At 57.9% G+C, this 18819-nt stretch carries 11 protein-coding genes and 7 tRNA genes (1 of these 18 cut by a window edge); 7 read left to right on the top strand and 11 right to left on the bottom strand.

Annotation, left to right across the window (positions count from 1 at the left end):
* Window positions 1-77: 77 nt before the first annotated feature.
* From KI612_RS13985 to gltX, 7 genes are all read right to left on the bottom strand, one after another.
* Window positions 78-154 (bottom strand) — tRNA-Asp (locus tag KI612_RS13985).
* 30 nt (window positions 155-184) lie between these two features.
* Window positions 185-260: transfer RNA gene (locus KI612_RS13980), tRNA-Glu, on the bottom strand.
* 35 nt (window positions 261-295) lie between these two features.
* Window positions 296-371, bottom strand: a tRNA-Ala gene (locus KI612_RS13975).
* 99 nt (window positions 372-470) lie between these two features.
* Window positions 471-547, bottom strand: a tRNA-Asp gene (locus KI612_RS13970).
* Window positions 548-578: 31 nt separating this feature from the next.
* Window positions 579-654 (bottom strand) — tRNA-Glu (locus KI612_RS13965).
* Between the two features lie 25 nt (window positions 655-679).
* Window positions 680-755: transfer RNA gene (locus KI612_RS13960), tRNA-Ala, on the bottom strand.
* A 64-nt stretch (window positions 756-819) separates the two neighbouring features.
* Entirely contained in the window at window positions 820-2214 is a 1395-nt protein-coding gene (gene gltX / locus KI612_RS13955) for a glutamate--tRNA ligase (protein WP_226440684.1), read from the bottom strand.
* 94 nt (window positions 2215-2308) lie between these two features.
* On the opposite strand from gltX, the gene KI612_RS13950 reads away from it, so the two are divergent.
* Window positions 2309-2383, top strand: a tRNA-Val gene (locus tag KI612_RS13950).
* A 331-nt stretch (window positions 2384-2714) separates the two neighbouring features.
* Window positions 2715-3146 carry an NUDIX hydrolase gene (locus tag KI612_RS13945; RefSeq protein WP_226440683.1) on the top strand — a complete coding sequence of 144 codons (432 nt, stop codon included), beginning with the start codon at window positions 2715-2717 and terminating at the stop codon, window positions 3144-3146.
* 42 nt (window positions 3147-3188) lie between these two features.
* Here KI612_RS13945 and KI612_RS13940 read toward each other — a convergent pair whose 3' ends face one another.
* Window positions 3189-3560, bottom strand: a complete 372-nt coding sequence (locus KI612_RS13940; protein ID WP_226440682.1) for a Crp/Fnr family transcriptional regulator — start codon at window positions 3558-3560, stop codon at window positions 3189-3191.
* Between the two features lie 51 nt (window positions 3561-3611).
* Window positions 3612-4238, bottom strand: a complete 627-nt coding sequence (locus KI612_RS13935; protein WP_226440681.1) for a ParA family protein — start codon at window positions 4236-4238, stop codon at window positions 3612-3614.
* 77 nt (window positions 4239-4315) lie between these two features.
* Here KI612_RS13935 and KI612_RS13930 point away from each other — a divergent pair, with 77 nt between their 5' ends.
* On the top strand, window positions 4316-4870 hold the full coding sequence (locus KI612_RS13930) for a hypothetical protein (RefSeq protein WP_226440680.1): 555 nt from the start codon (window positions 4316-4318) through the stop codon (window positions 4868-4870).
* 63 nt (window positions 4871-4933) lie between these two features.
* On the opposite strand, the gene KI612_RS13925 is transcribed toward KI612_RS13930, so the two are convergent.
* Window positions 4934-6157 carry a sensor domain-containing diguanylate cyclase gene (locus tag KI612_RS13925; protein ID WP_226440679.1) on the bottom strand — a complete coding sequence of 408 codons (1224 nt, stop codon included), beginning with the start codon at window positions 6155-6157 and terminating at the stop codon, window positions 4934-4936.
* An 18-nt stretch (window positions 6158-6175) separates the two neighbouring features.
* Window positions 6176-7738, bottom strand: coding sequence for a CYTH and CHAD domain-containing protein (locus KI612_RS13920; RefSeq protein ID WP_226440678.1), 1563 nt, complete (start codon window positions 7736-7738; stop codon window positions 6176-6178).
* A gap of 214 nt (window positions 7739-7952) precedes the next feature.
* Here KI612_RS13920 and KI612_RS13915 point away from each other — a divergent pair, with 214 nt between their 5' ends.
* The 4 genes from KI612_RS13915 to KI612_RS13900 form a co-directional block, all read left to right on the top strand.
* Complete coding sequence (locus KI612_RS13915; RefSeq protein WP_226440677.1) at window positions 7953-8321, top strand: hypothetical protein; 369 nt, start codon at window positions 7953-7955, stop codon at window positions 8319-8321.
* Between the two features lie 208 nt (window positions 8322-8529).
* A complete protein-coding gene (locus KI612_RS13910) occupies window positions 8530-9366 on the top strand; it encodes a SapC family protein (RefSeq protein ID WP_226440676.1) in 837 nt (278 codons plus the stop codon).
* Window positions 9359-10735 carry a TolC family outer membrane protein gene (locus tag KI612_RS13905; protein ID WP_226440675.1) on the top strand — a complete coding sequence of 459 codons (1377 nt, stop codon included), beginning with the start codon at window positions 9359-9361 and terminating at the stop codon, window positions 10733-10735. Before KI612_RS13910 ends, KI612_RS13905 begins: the two co-directional genes overlap by 8 nt.
* A 148-nt stretch (window positions 10736-10883) precedes the next feature.
* Window positions 10884-18819: the 5' end (the start) of a DUF4347 domain-containing protein gene (locus KI612_RS13900; RefSeq protein WP_226440674.1), read on the top strand. The gene runs 17873 nt beyond the window's last position; 7936 of the gene's 25809 nt are visible here — the first part of the coding sequence; the start codon lies at window positions 10884-10886; its stop codon lies off the right edge, out of view.

Below are 18819 nucleotides of genomic sequence, written 5' to 3'. Positions count from 1 at the left end.
AGGGCCGGCGGGGTTTTCCCGGCGGCCCAAAGAAAAAAGCCGTTGAAACAGGGTTTCAACGGCTTTTCTCATGATGTTGGCGGAGTGGACGGGACTCGAACCCGCGACCCCCGGCGTGACAGGCCGGTATTCTAACCAACTGAACTACCACTCCAGTACTGCTAAATCTTTACTGCCAAATTCTTGGCGTCCCCATGGGGATTCGAACCCCAGTTACCGCCGTGAAAGGGCGGTGTCCTAGGCCTCTAGACGATGGGGACCCGGACGGTACATCTACTGCTGTCGGTTCGGTATCTGGTGGAGGTACGCGGGATCGAACCGCGGACCTCTTGCATGCCATGCAAGCGCTCTCCCAGCTGAGCTATACCCCCATTCGGAGAGATAGCCGAACCATTCGGTCTTGCGACCCGGACTGCAACCCGAAGGCATCAACCCGTAAAACAAACCGGACGAATCCGATTTCTGAAAGTTGGCGGAGTGGACGGGACTCGAACCCGCGACCCCCGGCGTGACAGGCCGGTATTCTAACCAACTGAACTACCACTCCAGTACTGCTTAACTCTTTACTGCCAAATTCTTGGCGTCCCCATGGGGATTCGAACCCCAGTTACCGCCGTGAAAGGGCGGTGTCCTAGGCCTCTAGACGATGGGGACCCTGGACTATCTTCTTTCGCGCTTTTGGTGGAGGTACGCGGGATCGAACCGCGGACCTCTTGCATGCCATGCAAGCGCTCTCCCAGCTGAGCTATACCCCCGCCGCGAAAGAAGGCCGCATTATAGGGATCGACTTTCCCCTTGTAAAGGGCCTTTCGCGATTTTTCAGAGATATTTTTGCAGGTTCGCCAGGGCGCGTTCGCGGCCGACCAGTTCGATCACGGCATCGACCGAAGGCGTCTGCGTCTGACCGACCAGCAGGGCGCGCAAGGGCATCGCCAGCTTCGGCATCTTGAGGCCGTGTTTGGCAATGGTTTCCTTGATCAGTGCCGAGATGGCCGGAATTTCCCAGGCCACGCCGGCGATCCCGGTCGCGAAATCGGCCAGGGCCGGCTTGATTTCGTCGGTCAGATGCTGGGCGAGCAGTTCCGGGCTGGGCGTGACCGGCTTGTAGAACACTTCGACGGCATCGGCCAGCACGTTCAGCGTATTGCAGCGGTCGACATACAAAACCACGGCTTTTTCCAGATCGGGGCCGGCGCTCGTATCGACACCACGCGCAGCGAGGCGGCTCTGGACCTTGGCGGCCAGTTCGGCGGCCGGCAACAGCTTCATGTAGTGCTGGTTCAGCCAGAGCAGCTTTTCGGTATTGAACTGGGCGGCCGAGGCAGTGATGTGGTCGAGGTCGAACCACTCGACGAACTGTTCGCGCGAGAAGACTTCATCGTCGCCGTGTGACCAGCCGAGGCGGGCCAGGTAATTGATCACGGCTTCGGTCAGGAAGCCGTCTTCGTCGTACTGCATGACGGACACGGCGCCATGACGCTTCGACAGCTTGGCGCCGTCGTCGCCGAGGATCATCGAAAGGTGGGCGTATTGCGGCACTTCGGCGCCCAGCGCAGCGAGGATGTTGATCTGGCGAGGCGTGTTGTTCACGTGGTCGTCGCCGCGGATGACGTGGGTGATACCCATGTCCCAGTCGTCGACGCAGACGCAGAAGTTATAGGTCGGCGTGCCGTCGGCACGGGCGATGATCAGGTCGTCGAGTTCGCCATTGGCGATCTCGATGTGGCCCTTGACCTGGTCGTCCCAGGCAACGACGCCGTCCTTCGGATTCTTGAAGCGGATCACCGGCGGCACGTCGGCCGGCGGCGTCGGCAGGGTCTTGCCGGCTTCCGGACGCCAGCGCCCGTCGTAGCGCGGCTTTTCCTTCTTCGCTTCCTGCTCGGCACGCAGCGCGTCGAGTTCCTCGCGCGTCGTGTAGCAGTAATAAGCCGAGCCATTGGCCAGCATTTCCTGGATCACTTCCTTGTAGCGGTCCATGCGCTGCATCTGGTAGAACGGACCTTCGTCGTGTTCCAGACCCAGCCATTGCATGCCGTCGATGATCGCCTGCACGGCTTCCGGGGTCGAACGGGCGACGTCGGTATCCTCGATGCGCAGCACGAAGGTGCCGCCGTGGCGACGGGCAAAGGCCCAGGAGAAGAGGGCGGTGCGGGCGCCGCCAATGTGCAGGTAGCCGGTGGGGCTGGGGGCAAAACGGGTGCGGACAGGCTTCATGGGATACGGAATCTATGCGGAAACAAAGGCGGTATTCTATCCGACCGCGTTTGACCCGTCCCGTGACTTATGGTTAAATGCGCGCCTCTCAAGTGGGCGGTTAGCTCAGCGGTAGAGCACTGCCTTCACACGGCAGGGGTCACTGGTTCGATCCCAGTACCGCCCACCACTTTCGAGAAAACAGAAACCCGCTCAGCGCAAGCCTCGGCGGGTTTTTTGTTTTCTGCTTCGGTAGAACGGGCTCCCTTGATTTCTTGTTCGTGCCCAATTTGTGCCCACCATGTGCCTGATTCGTGCCCTTGCTCCAAGGTAAAGCAAAGTGATCGTGTTCCGGTGGAGACCAGTCTCACGGGCAACATCGATAACCTTCAATTTATGTTCTCCCAGGCGTACTCCCAATGAATTCATAAATCTGTCATCGAACAGAAATAATGGAACGGTATAAATCGTTTACATTATTCATAACGACTCATTGATAACCGTTGCCGCCAAAATCAGACATGGACAAGGGATACAGCCAACCAGGTGCTTGGGCCGTCATTTACTGTGCGGCCACCAGAAAATTCCTGATGGGAAAACGCTCTTCCAAGGTCAATAACAGTGGAGCATGGAACCTGTTTGGCGGTCGTATCGATAACGGTGAGCGCCCCCGTGAAGCACTAGCCCGCGAATTGGGTGAAGAGGCTGGCTTGAGCATCAAGCCGCATCGTCTGGCAAAACTGCATACGCTCACCCGAAGGTTCCGCTCAGGACAGGATGAGCGAGATATGCATTACTTCGTGATTAAAGCCGACCGGGAGTTTTCTCCACGCCTTAACCGCGAACATAGTGATTTCCGTTGGTTTACGGCCAAGCAGCTACCGTCCCGGTTTAACGGCCCCACCTCGATTGCCATCAAGAAGGGGGTGCTGGAGAAGGCGGCCAGCCACTGAGTGGCGGTGTAATCTTCCCGCCTCTCCGGAGAAGAGCAGAAACTAGGTTGCGGCAGCCACCAACAGTTTGTTGGTTGCCCGCAGTCTTTCCGCCATCAGTCGCATGACCTGGATGGCGAAATACGGCGTTTGTTGCACCAGAAACTGAAAACGCTTCTCGTCGACAGCGACAAACTCGCAATCGGTCTTGGCAATCACGCTGGCCGAATGCGGCCCCGGCGAGACCAGGCCCACCTCTCCGACGATGCTTCCGTGCTCCAGCATTTCGACGACTCGGTTATGAATAAGCACTTCAGCGGTGCCGGTTTCGAGGATGAACATCTGGTTACCCTCGTCGCCCTCTCTGAAAAGGGCTTGACCTGCTTGAATCGAAATTTTTGCCGTGTTGTGAGAGAAGATTTCGATGGGAATCATGACAGTTTGTCTCCTGGTTGTTTTTTGAGAAAACGAAAGCGAACCGAACAGTCAGTGGCGACTTACCAGCCAATTCAATAACGGACGCCACTGGGTGTTCACAGCCACCGAGTTCGCGTCGTTGTCGAAAAGCGTGAGGCCAGTATCGGCTGCCTGCAAGTAACGTTGCGACTGCGCGATGCATGTCACGACGGGCAGGTCAAACTCTTGAAGGAACTCGAGCAATTGGGCGTAGGCATGGGTACGGACATCGACACGCATCCCGACGACACCAATATCCACCCGCTCCTTGCGTACTGCTTTGGTTGCGGCAAGCTCTTCAAAGAACTCGCGGGTGGCCAGCATATCGAAACGGGACGAGGAAACCGGCACGACCACCTTGTCTACAGCGTTGAGCGCCTCTTTCAGGCGCTTTCCGTGTAACCCTGCCGGGGTGTCGAGAATGGCGAAATTACAGTTTTTGGGTGGCAACTGGAAGTCATCGTCGGAAATTTCCCAGTGTCGAATGGGCGCGAGTTGACTGGGGCGGGCCTCCAGCCAATGCCGGCTTGATTGCTGTCGGTCAAGGTCTCCCAAATAGACAATCTCATCGTTCCGGGCAAACCAGCTCGCGATATGAACTGACAGGGTTGATTTGCCACACCCACCTTTGGGGTTGGCCACCATGATTTTGCGCATCTGAATTGCTTTGCTTCCGCTTAGTGTATAAAGTGTTTATATAGTTTATACCTTTGATGCCAGTTTAGGAGAGCAAAATGAGCAAGGAAGCCGCAGTCCAACCCGCGAATGATGAAGTCAAAGCCCCCGAAGTCGCTGCCCCGGTCGTTGAAACGAGTAAGCCGGTGACCGCCCAGGCTGCCGCACCTGAGCCTGTGGAGCAAGTTGCCACGGCCGCTGCCGTCAAAAAAATTGCTGCCAAGCCTAAAGTCGAAAAGAAGGTAGTTGCCGCCAAGCCAGCCAAGAAGGAAGTGGCTGAGAAGCCGGTTCCCGCTCCGGCACCGAAGACGCAGGCCAAGCCTGCGAAGAAGGCTCCCGCAGCTGCCAAGGAAAAAGTTGCCGAAACACCGAAGGCCGAAAAAGCACCCAAGGTGAAGAAGCCGAAACTGGTTCGCGACAGCTTCACCATTCCGGAGACCGACTACGCTCTGTTTGCAAGCATCAAGCAACGTGCCCTGATTGCTGGCGTCGAGGTGAAGAAGGGCGAAATTTTGCGCGCAGCCGTGGTGGCGCTGGCCAAACTTGACGATGCTGAACTCATCAAGGCGATTGGCCTGGTTGAACGCATCAAGACGGGGCGCCCGAAGAAATAAGCCCAACGATTCAACGGGGCGACTTCATGCAAAGAAGCCGCCCCATCGATTGCCGATGTTGCCTCAGCAGACGACGACTCTGTTTCGCCCCGATGCTTTGGCCTGATAAAGCGCAGCATCCGCACGCTTGAGCAGACTTTCTGTCGTTTCTTCGTGCTGATGCTGGGCGACACCGATACTCACCGTAATGCGGGGTAACATTGGAATATGCATTTCGGTGACAGATACCCTTAAGCATTCTGCGAGATGAGCCGCATTGCCAATGTCAGTTTGCGGCAGGAGGATGATGAACTCCTCTCCACCCCAACGACACACTGAGTCAGTCTCACGAACCCGGTTCTCAAAGGTTCTTGCCAACAAGGCGAGCACCTCATCGCCCTTGTCGTGGCCAAACTGGTCATTGATATTCTTGAAAAAGTCGGCATCCAGAATCAAGAGGCTGTAGTCCACCTCATTGCGACGCTTCTGCTGCCGGGCCTTGTCCAGCAAGTCGAGAAAGTGGCGTCGATTCCACAGGCCGGTCAACGGGTCGCGGGATGCCGCGTATTCGAGTTCATTCTTGAGACGTTTCTGCTCCGTGACATCATGAACAACGCACAGCATGAGCCGCTTGCCGTCGATTCCCAAAGGGCTGGCATAGGTCTGCACATCGCGTAGGCTGCCATCCGCAAGGCGATGAACGAAATTAAGCGGGCGGTGGCCACCAGGCAATTTGGCCACCTCGCTCATGATGGGCATCACCTGGCGACCGAGCGCGTTGATTTCCCAGGTGTGTTTTTGGCGGAAGCCTTCCCGGGAGTAGCCGTAAAATCGGCATGCCGCCAGGTTGGCATCGACGATGAGGCCATCCTCCGCTGGGTCGATAATAAGCATGGGCGCGCCATTCGAATGAAATAGCTGGTCATGGAGACCGTGCTCGGCAAGCCCGTCAAGCGGGGAAACAGGAACCGACGGCAGACTGGCCAATATCCCTTCAACGAGGATTCGCTCCTTTTGCGGGGTCTGGTCAAGCAATGACAATTGGCAGCTCAGCGGAACGGCCTCTCCATTCCGATGCAACGTCCAGATTTCGATGATGGGCTCACGGGCACGCAGTGCCGGCAGATAGGCGGCAAGTTGTTCTTCGGCATGTGCCGAATGACTGCCGTGGCGTAACTCGTGCAGGTCCAACGTGGCGGAAAGCCGTTCCGCAGACTTGTTTGCGAAAACAACTTCATTCTCACTGCACACTACAACCCACACGGGTGCAGTCAGCAAATCCAGCACGCGATATTGGGAGTACAGCATGGTGGACGACTCAATCATCTATTCGACTTGCAGCTTGATGTCACGCTGCATGCGACGCCGAATCTCGGTCAGCCCCCGCCGCTCGCATTCGGTACACCAAGGCTGACAGCGGCTCATTACCGACTCGGCAAGATGCAGTGCATCGGCCAATATCGCTTGCGCCTGAGGGGTATGCCATACCGCAATGGCGTCGCGGGTTTCTCTCGGGATTGCCGCTTGCGCTACCCAGTCCTGCATTTTGGAAAGCGCCACGTGGAAGTCGTTGATGAATCCGAATGCATCCTGCAAGCCGGCAATTGCTTTGGCGTACTCCAGCATCTCGTCGTTGTCGAACAGCGGTGCAAAAAACTCGCATGAGTAGCGCAGATGCTTCAAGGCGATGCGGAATCTGTGGGCTCGCTCCGGCGTTGGTGTCTTGAGCGTCTTGCTTAGCCGTTTGACGGCATTGCGGTGCAAACCTGCGAGTTGTTTTTCGGCAAACCGAGGCAGGCTCTTCGGGAAATCATCCGTGTCCAGGTCTTGCAAGTCGCGTGCAAACAAGAGGACGGGGCCGCCGTTTTGGAGCTGCGCCAACTGCTCGACGGCTTCTTTCTTCGCCTCATCCAATGCGGCAAGTGCAGCCTTGGCATGCAAGGAAATTTGCAGGTCAGCGCTCTGCAGCATCGGTTCTACGATACCTATCCGCATCACATCCAGGTCACGGACATCCCCGGTGATTTGTGACAGCGCTTTGACACGTTTCGTCCATTGCTCCTGATAAGGCCCTGGCAGGGCAGGCTTGAAGACCTTCATGAGGCTATTGATGCGCCTCAGGGACACGCGAAACTGATGTACAAACTCATGGTCTTGCGAGGTCAGTGTGCCCAGCAGATTGGCTTGCCACATTTGCATGCCCTGACTGGCCAGGAGCTTGAATGCTTCCGCTGAGCTCTGTTTGGTAGCAACCGGGCTGGGGGAGGCTTTTTGGGGGGCGGAAACCTGGTTCAGGAATAATTGATAACCACGTTCGGCCTTACTGACATCATCTGGCACCAGGGCGAGGTGGGTCGATAAGGCTGTCGCAAAATCGAGCAGGTCTTCCGGGTTTCCCTGCGCCAGTTCGAGCTCCACTTCTGAAATCGGTAAGGAACGGCCGCCCGAGGATATTTGCCCAGTGTCGACCATGACCAGGATGGCAATCTTTTTCGAAATATCGATACGCCAGGTTCGCCGCTCGAACGATGTAGTGAAGACGGGAACCAGGCTTGACTGCCGCTCCACCAAGAAGGCCCGAACCTTGCGGGCATCGACTGCGCTGAAATCGAATGCGCCCGCATATGGGGTTTCCCACTCGGGGCGGGCAGATAGGCCTGCGACTGACTTGGCGGCGCATTTGACTGTTTGCAGTTTCTCCGTAGGTGTTGTGCGAAGGCGGAGCGCAATGCGTTCTTGATGCAGCGCCAAGTCTGGCGTGTCGTAGTAGGTGTTCTCGAGACGTTTGGCAGGACCTGTTTCGACACCTGCGGTGATGAGGGGGTGAGTCCCAACGCGAGCAATAGCCTCGGGAGAGCAGTAGAGTTTCAGTTCAACTTCGGTGGCCATGGTGCTGAGCGAAGAGTCAGGATGCCGCGAAGTTTATCGAAAGCCATAATTCGGCTCTACCTTGCCGCCCCAAATTTATGAATGGCTAGCCACGGATTGTCTCCAGCGTCGAGAGAACGGTAGAGTTTCCGAAAACATAAAAGCCAAAACAGGAACAAGCCAGCAGTTTTTTTGTGGCGCGTCGTTGGCACACATCACTTTGAGAGAGCAGAAAATGGACAATCAACAGACGTCAAGCACACCATCCAATTCCACCGTTTTTTCCGCAAAATATAAGCATGAAGTTGCCGAAAAAACAGTTGCCCATTTGCTGGACGACAAGGCGGCAATGGATGATTGGAAGAACAACATCGAAAAATCCGCCAGAAGGAATCTGACGGCACGACCAAGCAGACGTCGTAGAAGACTTGCTGCTAGGGGCCAGCGCTCATCAGGCCGTGGAGTGGCTGATGAGCCCCGTGGTTTAAGTGCAGGTGTGTTCAGTCTGCACGGTGAGTTGCAGACATTCCAATCCTCAGTCTCGGTGGGAGGGGATAGCCAAGCCCCAAGTCTCCACATCATCCTGTCGCTTATTCTATTTTAATAAATGGTGTTCATAGTGTCCAAAATGACACAGTCCTCCTTGGTTATGGCAGATAACTGGTATATGAATTACTTACTTTGGAGTACTATCTATTTGCCCATGACGAAATCATGGTCTTTGTGCTGTTTATTTGCTGACTTGGCTAAATGTTCCTGCTCCGTTACTTACTGTGTAAGACATTTTCATATCACTCCATTTCTGACATGCCATGACCACACTAATGTTCTATCAGGCTCCGGCCCCCCTCAATGCTGCGGTTAGCCTACGTATGCGCGTCCGCCCGCTCAATGGCGACTATCGATTTGCAGCCGTTACCAACTCTGTGCCGCTGGCCGCCGTGGAGTTTTTTGATGTGGCGCGAGAGTGGCCCATTGTCTTCACCGACGACGAGAAGCCCTATCCGGCCATGCTTACTGGTGTGCGCAATCAGGAAAATCTATTGGTTGGCGATGATGGTTCTTGGCAAGGCCGTTATGTTCCCGCCTTTATCCGTCGCTATCCTTTTGTTCTCGGTGAGCGTCCTGATAGCAAGGATTTCGACGTCTATATCGACGAGGGTTACGAGGGGATCAACAGCGAGGACGGCGAGCGCCTCTTCAACGATGATGGTAGCCATACTCCTCTATTAAAACTGGCTCTCGAGTTTTTGAGCCAGTTCCAAGGAGAGGTTGAGCGCACAACTCGTTTCGTTGAGCGTTTGAATGAACTGGATCTGCTGGTGCCGCGTCGGCTGGAGGTTTCACGGCCTGGGCAGACTCCGCGAGTTCTGCAAGGTTTTCGCGTCGTTGATGAAGCGAGGTTGCAGGCTCTTGATGATGCGGCGTTACTGACGCTGGCGCGTAGTGGTCAGTTAGCGTGGATCTATGCCCACTTGATGTCCTTGAGTAATGTAGGGGCGCTAGCCGAGCGGCTGGATAAAATCACTGCGCTGGCGGAGGCTCCTCCTGTCGAAGTCGTGGAACCCAATGTCACGGGGGAGAGTGCCGAAACTGAGGCTACGGAGAGTGCAGGCAAGTCTGGCAAGAAAGGCATAAGCCATGTTTGATGGAGTGAATGTGGTGTCGTGTTATGTGAAGCCGCTGCGGCGCCGCAACTGGGTATTGCTGCTGATGCTCGCGACAGTGGGCTGCGTGGCTCAAGCCGACGATCTTGTTTCGATTTATGCAAAAGCGAGGGACGCCGATCCCGTGATAAAGGCTGCGCGCCACGAAATGGCGGCGTTGCTAGAGGCAAAGCCTCAAGCCTTGGCAGCCCTGTTGCCCAAACTAAGTTACGAGTATGACAAAACATACACTAGGCAGTCCGTTCTACGAAGTAACAATCCGGTCTATGCGCAAGGGGTGGCGAACTATACCGGCATCAATCAGACGCTGACGCTGACGCAGCCGATATTTAAGCTGTCTTCGTGGATCGGTTATGGCCAGGCCGAGGACAAAGTCAAGCAGGCGGTGGCAACCTACGCTGCCGCCGAGCAGGATGCCATGGTTCGCACTGCCACCGCTTATTTGGCAGGCTTGGCTGCCGGCGATGCGCTGGCTCTCGCTACTGCCGAGCGGGATGCCATCAAGCGCCAACTTGATCTGGTCGAGGCGCGTTACCGCAGCAAGCTGGTTGCGGTTGTCGATCTGCATGAGGCGCGGGCGCGTTTTGCTATTAAGGATGCCGACGTTCTCGCTGCTCGTGACGAGCTTGAAGACCGGAGGCAGGCGTTGCGCGAAATCACGGCCGAAATGCCCGGTGCTCTAGTGCCACTGCGTGCCAACTGGGTACCCCTGTCACCGCAGCCTGCCGATGTCGATCACTGGGTCAGCGCTGCTGAGAGCCAGAACCTGCTTACCGAGGCGCGGCGCCACGCGGTTGCGGTTGCGCGGCAAGAGATGCGACGCCAGCAGGCGGAGCACGCCCCTGTCTTAGATTTGGTAGCCACCGACAATCGCAACGATACTGGCGGCAGTTTGTTCGGTGGCGGCAGCAAAGTGTCGACTGAGGCAGTGATGCTGCGGCTGATGGTGCCGATCTTCTCTGGCGGTGCGACTGTCTCGCTGGCGCGAGAAGCCACCGAACGTTACCTTCAGTCTATGGAAGATATGGAGCGTCAGCGGCGCCAAGCAGAGCGTCAGGCGCGAGCTGCCTTCCTAACAGTAAAGAATGGAGTCGCGCGCATTAAGGCGTTCGATGAAGGCGTCGTCTCGGCTGAGAGTGCTAGCCGGCTTCGTGTCGAAGGCTACGCGGCGGGTATTAATACCACCTTGCAGGTATTGGACGCCGAACGCGAGTTATTCGCCGCCAAGCGTGATGCCGCCAAGGCCCGTTATGACTACTTTCTCAATCGCCTGAAGCTGAAGCAGGCGGTGGGTACCTTGAGTGAAGTCGATCTTGCTGATATCAGCCGTGAGATGCTGGTCAGGGAGTGATGGAGTAAGAGATAAGAGGAAGAGGTTGTTAGCTGGATTGGCACTATTCCTTCTTTCTTTTTGCAGGAATGTAGGTTGCTTTAAACCGCAAGACGCGCGATTCGGTAATTGGCAAGAATAAGCGCGTGGCAATATTGAGGGGAATGAAATGCCTGCCCATAACAGCACCCGGCGGAATACCCGCACTTCTCCCAGCGGACTGCTGGCCGGCCTCACTAGACGACTCTTGGGCGGAGTTGGTATAGGCCGCAGCCTGCATACGACCGTTGCTCCCCGTGCCCTGTTTGAAGCTCTTGAACCCCGTCTGCTGCTTAGCGCCGATATTTTGGTGCTTCCCCCGCCGCCATCGCCATCGGCGCAAGTAACTCCGATGCTCTCTAAGTCGCTGGTGGATGGCGTTGCGTCCGCCGCCGCATCGCAGGCCGTGGCACCCCAGGTTGCAGCTGCACAGTCTGTTACCAAGTCGCTTTCCCTGAACGACTATGCTGATTGGCAGGCCGCCCAGCCGGCTACGCACCAGCTAGTCATTATCGATCCCACTGTGGGTAATACCCAGCAGTTGCTCAACGATTTGCTGATCCGTGCCGAGCAGACTGCCGCTAGTAGCGCCAAAACGGTGGCAACCTCCTCGGTGGCTGCCACCGTTTCGGTTGCCAAAGCGTCGGATCCGACGCTACAAGTCGCCCGCATTGGCGATATCGATGTAGCCATCCTAGATGCAAATGCGAATGGTGTAGACCAGATCAGTCGCATTCTCTCCGCCTATAGTAATCTGGATTCTGTGCACATCGTATCCCATGGTGATGCCGGCCTGCTACGTCTGGGTTCCTGCGCCCTCGACTCGACCCTGTTGGAGGTCAACCAACAGAACATTGGTACTTGGGGCAAGGCCCTCAAGCCAGGGGGGGACATTCTGCTTTATGGTTGCGACGTGGCCGAAAGCGCCGTTGGCAAGGGTTTTGTCGACCGGCTGGCAAAGCTTACCGGCACCGACATTGCGGCTTCCGCCAATCCTACCGGTAATGAAGCGAGTGGCGGTGACTGGACTCTCGAATACCATACCGGCACAATTGAGGCAGCACCACTGTTTGCCGCCGCCAATTACATCAGCCTGCTTGATAGCCCGTTGGTCATCGGCACCCTCAGCGCCGACAGTCTCGTGGCCACCAGTAGCCAGAACGAGATCATGTTTGGTCTGGCTGGTGACGATACATATGTTTTTTATGATGCCTTCGGAAGCAACATCATCAGTGACTCTAGTGGTGCCGACACCCTCGATTTCTCCGGGGTTACGACCGATCTGACGTTCACGATTGGCAGGGATGCCTCCTCTGGCGAGACTACTATTTCCGTCAGCGATGGTACCTCTACGGTAAGTGCAACTGGCATCGAGAACCTCGTCGGTGGCAGTGGTACCAACATCTTTGTTTTCCAGGACGGTGCAAGCTTGGCTGGCTATATCACCGGAAAATCTGGTGGTAGCGACAAGATCGATTACAGCGCTTGGGTCAGTGGTGCCACGGTGAATTTCTCCACCGTAGATAACGATGGGCGGCGTACCGCCAGTGGCATCGGCGGCGGCTTTTCCAACATCGCCAACTTCCAGGGCGGTGCGGGTAGCGATACCTTCATCGGTTACGCCGATGCCAGTGATGCCTGGGAAATCATCGGAGTTGGTGCTGGCACGACCAACGGCGTGAGTTTTGCCAGCTTCGAAAATCTTGTCTCTAGGAATACCCTGGACATTCTGGACTATTCGACCTACGCCCATGGCGTCACGGTGAATCTTGCCACCGGCAACGCCACCGGCCTGACAAGCATCGCCAACTTCCGCGACCTGGTGGGCAGTGCTTACAACGACACCCTGATCGGCGACGCCAACGACAATACCTTCACTGGCGGCGGTGGTGGGAATAGTCTCACCGGCGGCGGTGGCAGTGACACGGTCTTCGAGACCGCTGACTTGGACATGACGCTGACCAACGGGCAGCTCACGATCGGAGCGGGTGGGGCAGGAGGCACTGACAATCTAGTCGGAAACAGCATCCTGCACGCTATCCTAGTAGGCGGCGACAACGCCAACACCCTCGACGCTAGCGCCTTCACCTTGGGGAGCGTGACTCTGGACGGTGGTGTCGGCGGTGACACCCTCCGTGGTGGCAGCGGCGACGATACCCTGCTCGGCCGGGCAGGTGCCGACACTATCGACGGCGGAGGTGGCAGCAACACCCTGATTGAATTCGGCAACAACCGTTTTGTACTTGCCAGCAGTTCGCTGGACATGGGCGACGGCACCAACGATGTGCAGACCCTGACCCGGGGCTCGGGTGTGACCGGTGGAACCTTCAACCTGACCGTGACCGTTGCCGGCCAGGCGGAGACTACCCGCGACATTGCCTGGGATGCCAGTGCCGACGAGCTTGAAGCCGAACTGACGCGCCTTGATGGCATTGGTCGCACGGACGTGACCGTGGGTTTCAGCGACAACACCAAGGCGTGGACGATCGCCTTCACCGGCAACTTGGCTGGTGAGGCAATGACTGCGATCAGCGTGAATTCCACCAATCTCACCGGTGGCAGCGTTACAGTCGCGCATACCACCATGGGCAGTGGCATTCAGGACACCCTGAGCAATATACAGAAAGCCCGGCTGTATGGCGATTACAACGATAACCTGATGGACGCTTCGGCCTTCACCGGCAGCGTTTATCTGGACGGTGGTGCCGGCGACGACGTCCTTGTCGGTGGTGCGAGCATCGACACCTTGATTGGCGGCCTGGGCAACGACCAGCTTACCGGCGGCGGTGGTAGCGACCTCCTGAATGGTGGTGCCAGCCTTGATACCGTGATTGAAAGCCGCGCGTCCAACGCCAATATTACGCTTACCAATTCCAGTCTCGTCATTGGCAGCGAAACCGACCTGCTCGTCGGCATCGAATACGCCAACCTGACCGGTGCTGGTAGCAGCAACAGCCTCGATGCCAGCGCCTTCACCGGCATCACGGCGGTCACGCAACTCGGTTTCCTGACCAATGCTGCCGGCACTGACAACGGCATCGGCCAGGTGGAAAGTCTCGCCGACATGCGCGTCACCTTGCGCGACGGCACCCATGTAGATGTCGACCTGGCGGGGCTCAACACCCTGCAAGACGTCTTCGACGCGCTGAACACGGCGAGCAGCCGTTTGTCGGCGAGCCTGAACGCCAGCGGTCGGATCGTGATCACCGACAGTGGCGCCGGCAGTGGCAATCTTTCCGTCGCGGCCTTGAACGGTGCTACCGCTGCCGCCGACCTCGGCATCGCTGCCACCGGCAGCGGCGCCACCCTGACCGGCAGTATCCTCAAGAGCAACGCCCATGTCCGACTGGCCGGTGGTGGCGTCCTCAAGGGGACGGCCGGCGATGACACTCTGGTATGGACATCTGGCGCCACATCAATCAACGGCTACGGCGGTAGCGATACGCTGATTGCCGATGTGGGAGGTGTCAGCGCTACCCTGACCAATAGCAGCCTTGCCGGAACGACCCTTTCAAGTATCGAAGTCGCCTCGATCAGTGGCAATGGCAGCGCCCAGACCCTGGACGCCCATACCTTCACCGGCGATGTCACGCTGACCGGTGGCGGCGGTGCCGACACGCTCAAGGGCGGCACCGGCAACAACGTCTATATGGTGGATGTCAGTGCCCTTGCCAGCGTCACCATCGTCGACAACGTGGGCCTCAGCAATTCCCTGGAGGTCACCGGGCTGACTCAACTCGACAGCGCCACCGTTGGCAGTGCAGGAACGAAGGCGGCTAATTCCACGCTGAAATTCACCAACGGCAACATCCAAGACGACATCACCTCGTCGCACAACATTTCCATCGTTGCCGACAGTATCAACTTGAACGGTCACACGATCAGTACGCTGGCTACCAACAAGAATATTTCCCTGCAAGGCAAGTCCATTATTATCGATAACGGCGCCAAGCTGCTCGCCGGCACGGGCAGCATCAACATCCTCGCCCAGGATCTGGTCAAGGACTTCACCGGCTTCGGTTTCGCCAACGTGGACGTCAACGAAGCCTCCGTCGTCATCGGCAGCACCGGCGCCAACACGATCATCAGCGGCGGTACAGTCACCGTCAAGGCCAAGGCCGAGGCCGCTCGCTTCGATATTCCCAAAGCCGACGCCAAGATTGGCAGCTACAACTTCGGCGACACGCTGGACGATGCCGCCCAGGCCATCATCGGCGTCATCGAGAGCCTGTCGGCCGAGGCGGCAGTTTCTGTCAGCATTGCCACGGCGACCATCGACATCGGCAGCCATGCGCTGATCAGTGCCGGCAGTTTCGAGGCCGATACCATTGCCAACGGTTCGGTGAAGCCGCTATTGACGCTGCAAAAGGGTCTTGGCGTTGCCGTCGGTGTCGTTGTTACTACCTCCAGGATCACCATTGACGGTTCCATTACCACCTCCGGCGGTGATCTGACCCTGAATGCCCTGGCTAACAATTATGCCAATGTCAAGTCGGCGCCGGACCCTCTCGGCGGCTATAGCATAGCCGTGGCCGTGGCCGTGGTATGCACCGATACCGAGGTCCTTGCCAATGCCGGCTCGACCTTGAATGCTTTCGGCAACCTCAATCTCAACGCTGCCACGGTGAATCAGGTGCTGGTGGCTCCCTCTGCCGATGCGGGAACCGAGGGCAAGGTGGGCTTGGCCGTGGGGGTGTCGGTCGAAACTGGCCAGACCCGCGCCCGGTTGGACGGCACGGCGAGCGCCGGTACGGATGTCTCCGTAACCGCTAGCCACACGGAAGATTCCGTCACCTCCAAAATCAAATTTGGTGGTTATATTCCGCTGAGTTTCGGTGTCGACTCCAGTGGCGGCGTCAGCGCTACTTCGAGTACCGGCGAGGATGGCCCCTGGGGTGGTGTCGACGATATCAACGGGGCGCTCAAAGACGGGCAAAAATCGCTGGTTACGGGTTCGAGTGCCTACAAGTCGCTGGAAACCAAGTTGAAGCCGTATCTCGACAAGGTTTCGAAGGCGGGCAAGGATCTTGTCACCAAGCTCAAGACAACGCCGGTTATCGGCGGTGTGGTGACGAAGGTCGAGAGCCTGATAAATTCTCCCGCCTCCAATAAATTTGACCTCTCCGGCGCCTTGGCTGCGCAACTGGATTTTCGTAATGTGGAGGCGCGTATCGGCGATGGTGTTGTCGGTCATACGGCCAGTGTCAATGCCGATGGCAAGATAACGGTGGATGCCGAGGCGTCCAACCGTCCTTCCGTCACGGCGTCCACGCGGGCGTCCAACTCGACGGAAAAGGCTGCCCAGAAGACCGCTAACTTCGGTGGGGGCTTCGCTGTCGGCTTTGCCCTGCTTGATGACCGGGCCGATGCCCACATCGCCGGCAATGCGACGGTCAACGCGGGCGGTGAGCTTTCGGTGACAGCCAATTCGCTCAACCAGATTGACCCGGCTTCCCTGTGGGGCGCAAGTCTTGTTGATGCCTTCCAGCCGAAACCCGACTTCACGACCGACGATGGCAGTTCGTCCGTCAGCAAGGGCGATAAGGTGGAAGTCAAATCCGGTCACACCGGCGGTGGCGACGAGGGTACCTGGTACGAGTACATCGGCGATACTCCCCTCTCCACCGACTTGTCAAAGACGGATTTCACCGACACAAACCTCTGGAAAGATAACGGCGGTTATGTCAGCCAGTTGAAGACCAGCGTGCTGAGTTCGGTAGCCGGCTATCTGAACGACAACCTGGGTCTGGACAACAACCTGGTGGACACCTGGGCTCAGTCTTCCGCCGCCGGTCAGTCCTCGTCCCTGGCCGGTGCGATTACTGTCTCCTACATTCATCACGGCGCTAGCGCGGTCATCCAGAATGGCGCCAAGATCAACCAGGATGCGAGCTATCGCAGTTCGTCTGCCGGTAATACGGATGCAACAACAGGTGAGATCAACGATTTCGGCCAGAAGGTCACCGTTGCCGCTTCCAGCGAAAGCGACGAAATTAACCTCGTCGGTAACTTCAAGACCATCAACGGGCCGGGCGATAAGGTTACTGATTGGTTCACCAAAGATGCCACCGGCAAGGTGAGTCTCAATACCTCAAGTTGGGGTGGGCCGGGCGGCGGCTCTGCCTCTGCGGCTGGCGGAAAATCGGTTGGCGTTGCGGGCGGTGGCTACGTGTTTGTCAATGATGTGACGGCAAAGATCGAAGACGGCGTTAAGCTCTACGCCGACTTCCTCGACGTTACCGCCGACAGCAAAAACATCGTCGTTACGCTCGCTGCCTCGGGCAGCAAGTCCGGCGCAGCGACGGAAGGACCCGCCGCCACCGGACGGGCTCTCAATGTGGCTGGTACCCTCGATGTCGGGGTGATTGTGGACAGCACCCTGGCACAGATTGACAACGGTGCCCAGATTACCGTCGGTCGCTCGGCTAAGGCCAACACCGGCGCGGTCAATGTCGCAGCCACCGACGAAAGCTACCTAGTCACCGTCGCCGGCTCGGTGGCTATTTCCGATTCCACCGGCATCGGCGCCTCTATAGCGATTAACACCCTGGTGCGCAATACCGAGGCGCTGATCGGTACCAGCTTCGAGGATACAACTGATACTGGCCCCGGCACGGGCTATTTCACTGCCCTAGGCGATGTCAGCGTGGATGCCGAAAACCACGGCTTTGCGGGTGCCTTCGCTGTTGCCGGTGCAGCCGCCACGGGCAGTCAGGCGCAGAAGACCGAGCAGACCAAGGCACCCACGCTGGGTACCGGCGGTACCCAAGGTTCGGACGGTTCGACGGCCATGAACCAGGCCCTGTCCGACTGGCAGACCAAATGGGGCAGCGTGCTCGGCGAACTGAAGACCAAGACCAAGTCGACTGGAGACAGCGGCAGTGATAGCACCGACCAGTCCGGCGGCGTCGGCGATGCCCTCCAGACCATCGGCGATCAGGCTGCCAAAGTTGCCGGGGACGACAGCAGCAAGAGTTCCTTTGCCGGCGCCGGCTCGGTAGCTGTCGACTTCGTTTACGACAACGCCCGCGCCGCTGTGCGCAAGACCGGTACGGTAACGACGGCCAAGCTCACCGTAAATGCGGTTAATGATACCTCGGTTGGTTCCCTTGCCGGGGCGGTGGCCTTCGCCAAGGCCACCGGCCAAAGCTCGGCCGTCGCCGTGGCCGGCGGTGTCGGCTTCAACTTCGTCATGGGTACCACGGGCGCCTATATCGACGACGTGGTCAGCCTGACGGCGACCCAGGTGGACGACAAAGCGACGCGCGGCGGATGGATCGTCGGCGCCTCGGCGGCCGTCGCTGCTGCCCAGGGGGGCAAGGGCAGCGCCTTTTCTGGCTCCATCGGCGTCGCCGTTACCGTGAATACCACGGAAGCGGTCTTGCGCAACATCACCGGCGACAGCACGGTTTCCGGTCCAGTGACGGTGCAGGCCATCGATAGCACCAATATCATTTCGCTGGGTGGCGCGGGCTCCTTTGGTGGCAAGACCGGCGTCGCCGGCGGTCTATCCTTCAATTTCCTGCACAACAGCGTCGGTGCCTATGCCGAGTCTCTGGGCAATGCGACCCACAGCTTCACGCACGTCGGCGCTCTCACGGTGGATGCCGAAAGCCATGCCTTGCTCATTGCGGCCACGGCTTCCCTTGGCGTCGCCACGGGCGGCGGTGGTTCCGACACCAACAACGCCACTGCCATTGGCGGCACCCTGTCGGTGAATGCAGTCAACAATAGCGTCGTCGCGCGCATCAAGAACGTCTTCACCGGCGACACCTCCACCGGTGCGGTGACGGTCAGTGCCCTCGACGCGGCTTCCATCTACAGCTTAGCCGGCGGCTTTGCCGCCAGTAAGGGCAAAGGCTTCGGCGTGGCATTGGCCGCCGACGTCATCGTCGATACGGTTGCTGCCAGCATCGAGAGTTCCACCCTCAAGACCACCGGGGCGGTCAGTGTCACCGCCAACGAAAGCAGCGTACTGGCCAACCTTGCCATTGGCGCCGCCGGTGGCAAGCAACTGGCCATCGGTGGATCGCTCGCCTTCAATGACATCACCAATGGTGTCAGCG

This window comes from Quatrionicoccus australiensis (assembly GCF_020510525.1).
GTDB classification, from domain to species: domain Bacteria; phylum Pseudomonadota; class Gammaproteobacteria; order Burkholderiales; family Rhodocyclaceae; genus Azonexus; species Azonexus australiensis_B.
This window is presented reverse-complemented; position numbering and strand designations above follow the sequence as displayed.

Excerpts from the sequence above, each read along its gene's own strand:
- KI612_RS13925 (WP_226440679.1), bottom strand. The coding sequence starts at position 6,157 with ATGCTGTACTCCCAATATCGCGTGCTGGATTTGCTGACTGCACCCGTG.
- KI612_RS13945 (WP_226440683.1), top strand. The coding sequence starts at position 2,715 with ATGGACAAGGGATACAGCCAACCAGGTGCTTGGGCCGTCATTTACTGT.
- KI612_RS13915 (WP_226440677.1), top strand. The coding sequence starts at position 7,953 with ATGGACAATCAACAGACGTCAAGCACACCATCCAATTCCACCGTTTTT.
- KI612_RS13935 (WP_226440681.1), bottom strand. The coding sequence starts at position 4,238 with ATGCGCAAAATCATGGTGGCCAACCCCAAAGGTGGGTGTGGCAAATCA.
- KI612_RS13910 (WP_226440676.1), top strand. The coding sequence starts at position 8,530 with ATGACCACACTAATGTTCTATCAGGCTCCGGCCCCCCTCAATGCTGCG.
- KI612_RS13940 (WP_226440682.1), bottom strand. The coding sequence starts at position 3,560 with ATGATTCCCATCGAAATCTTCTCTCACAACACGGCAAAAATTTCGATT.
- gltX (WP_226440684.1), bottom strand. The coding sequence starts at position 2,214 with ATGAAGCCTGTCCGCACCCGTTTTGCCCCCAGCCCCACCGGCTACCTG.
- KI612_RS13905 (WP_226440675.1), top strand. The coding sequence starts at position 9,359 with ATGTTTGATGGAGTGAATGTGGTGTCGTGTTATGTGAAGCCGCTGCGG.
- KI612_RS13930 (WP_226440680.1), top strand. The coding sequence starts at position 4,316 with ATGAGCAAGGAAGCCGCAGTCCAACCCGCGAATGATGAAGTCAAAGCC.
- KI612_RS13920 (WP_226440678.1), bottom strand. The coding sequence starts at position 7,738 with ATGGCCACCGAAGTTGAACTGAAACTCTACTGCTCTCCCGAGGCTATT.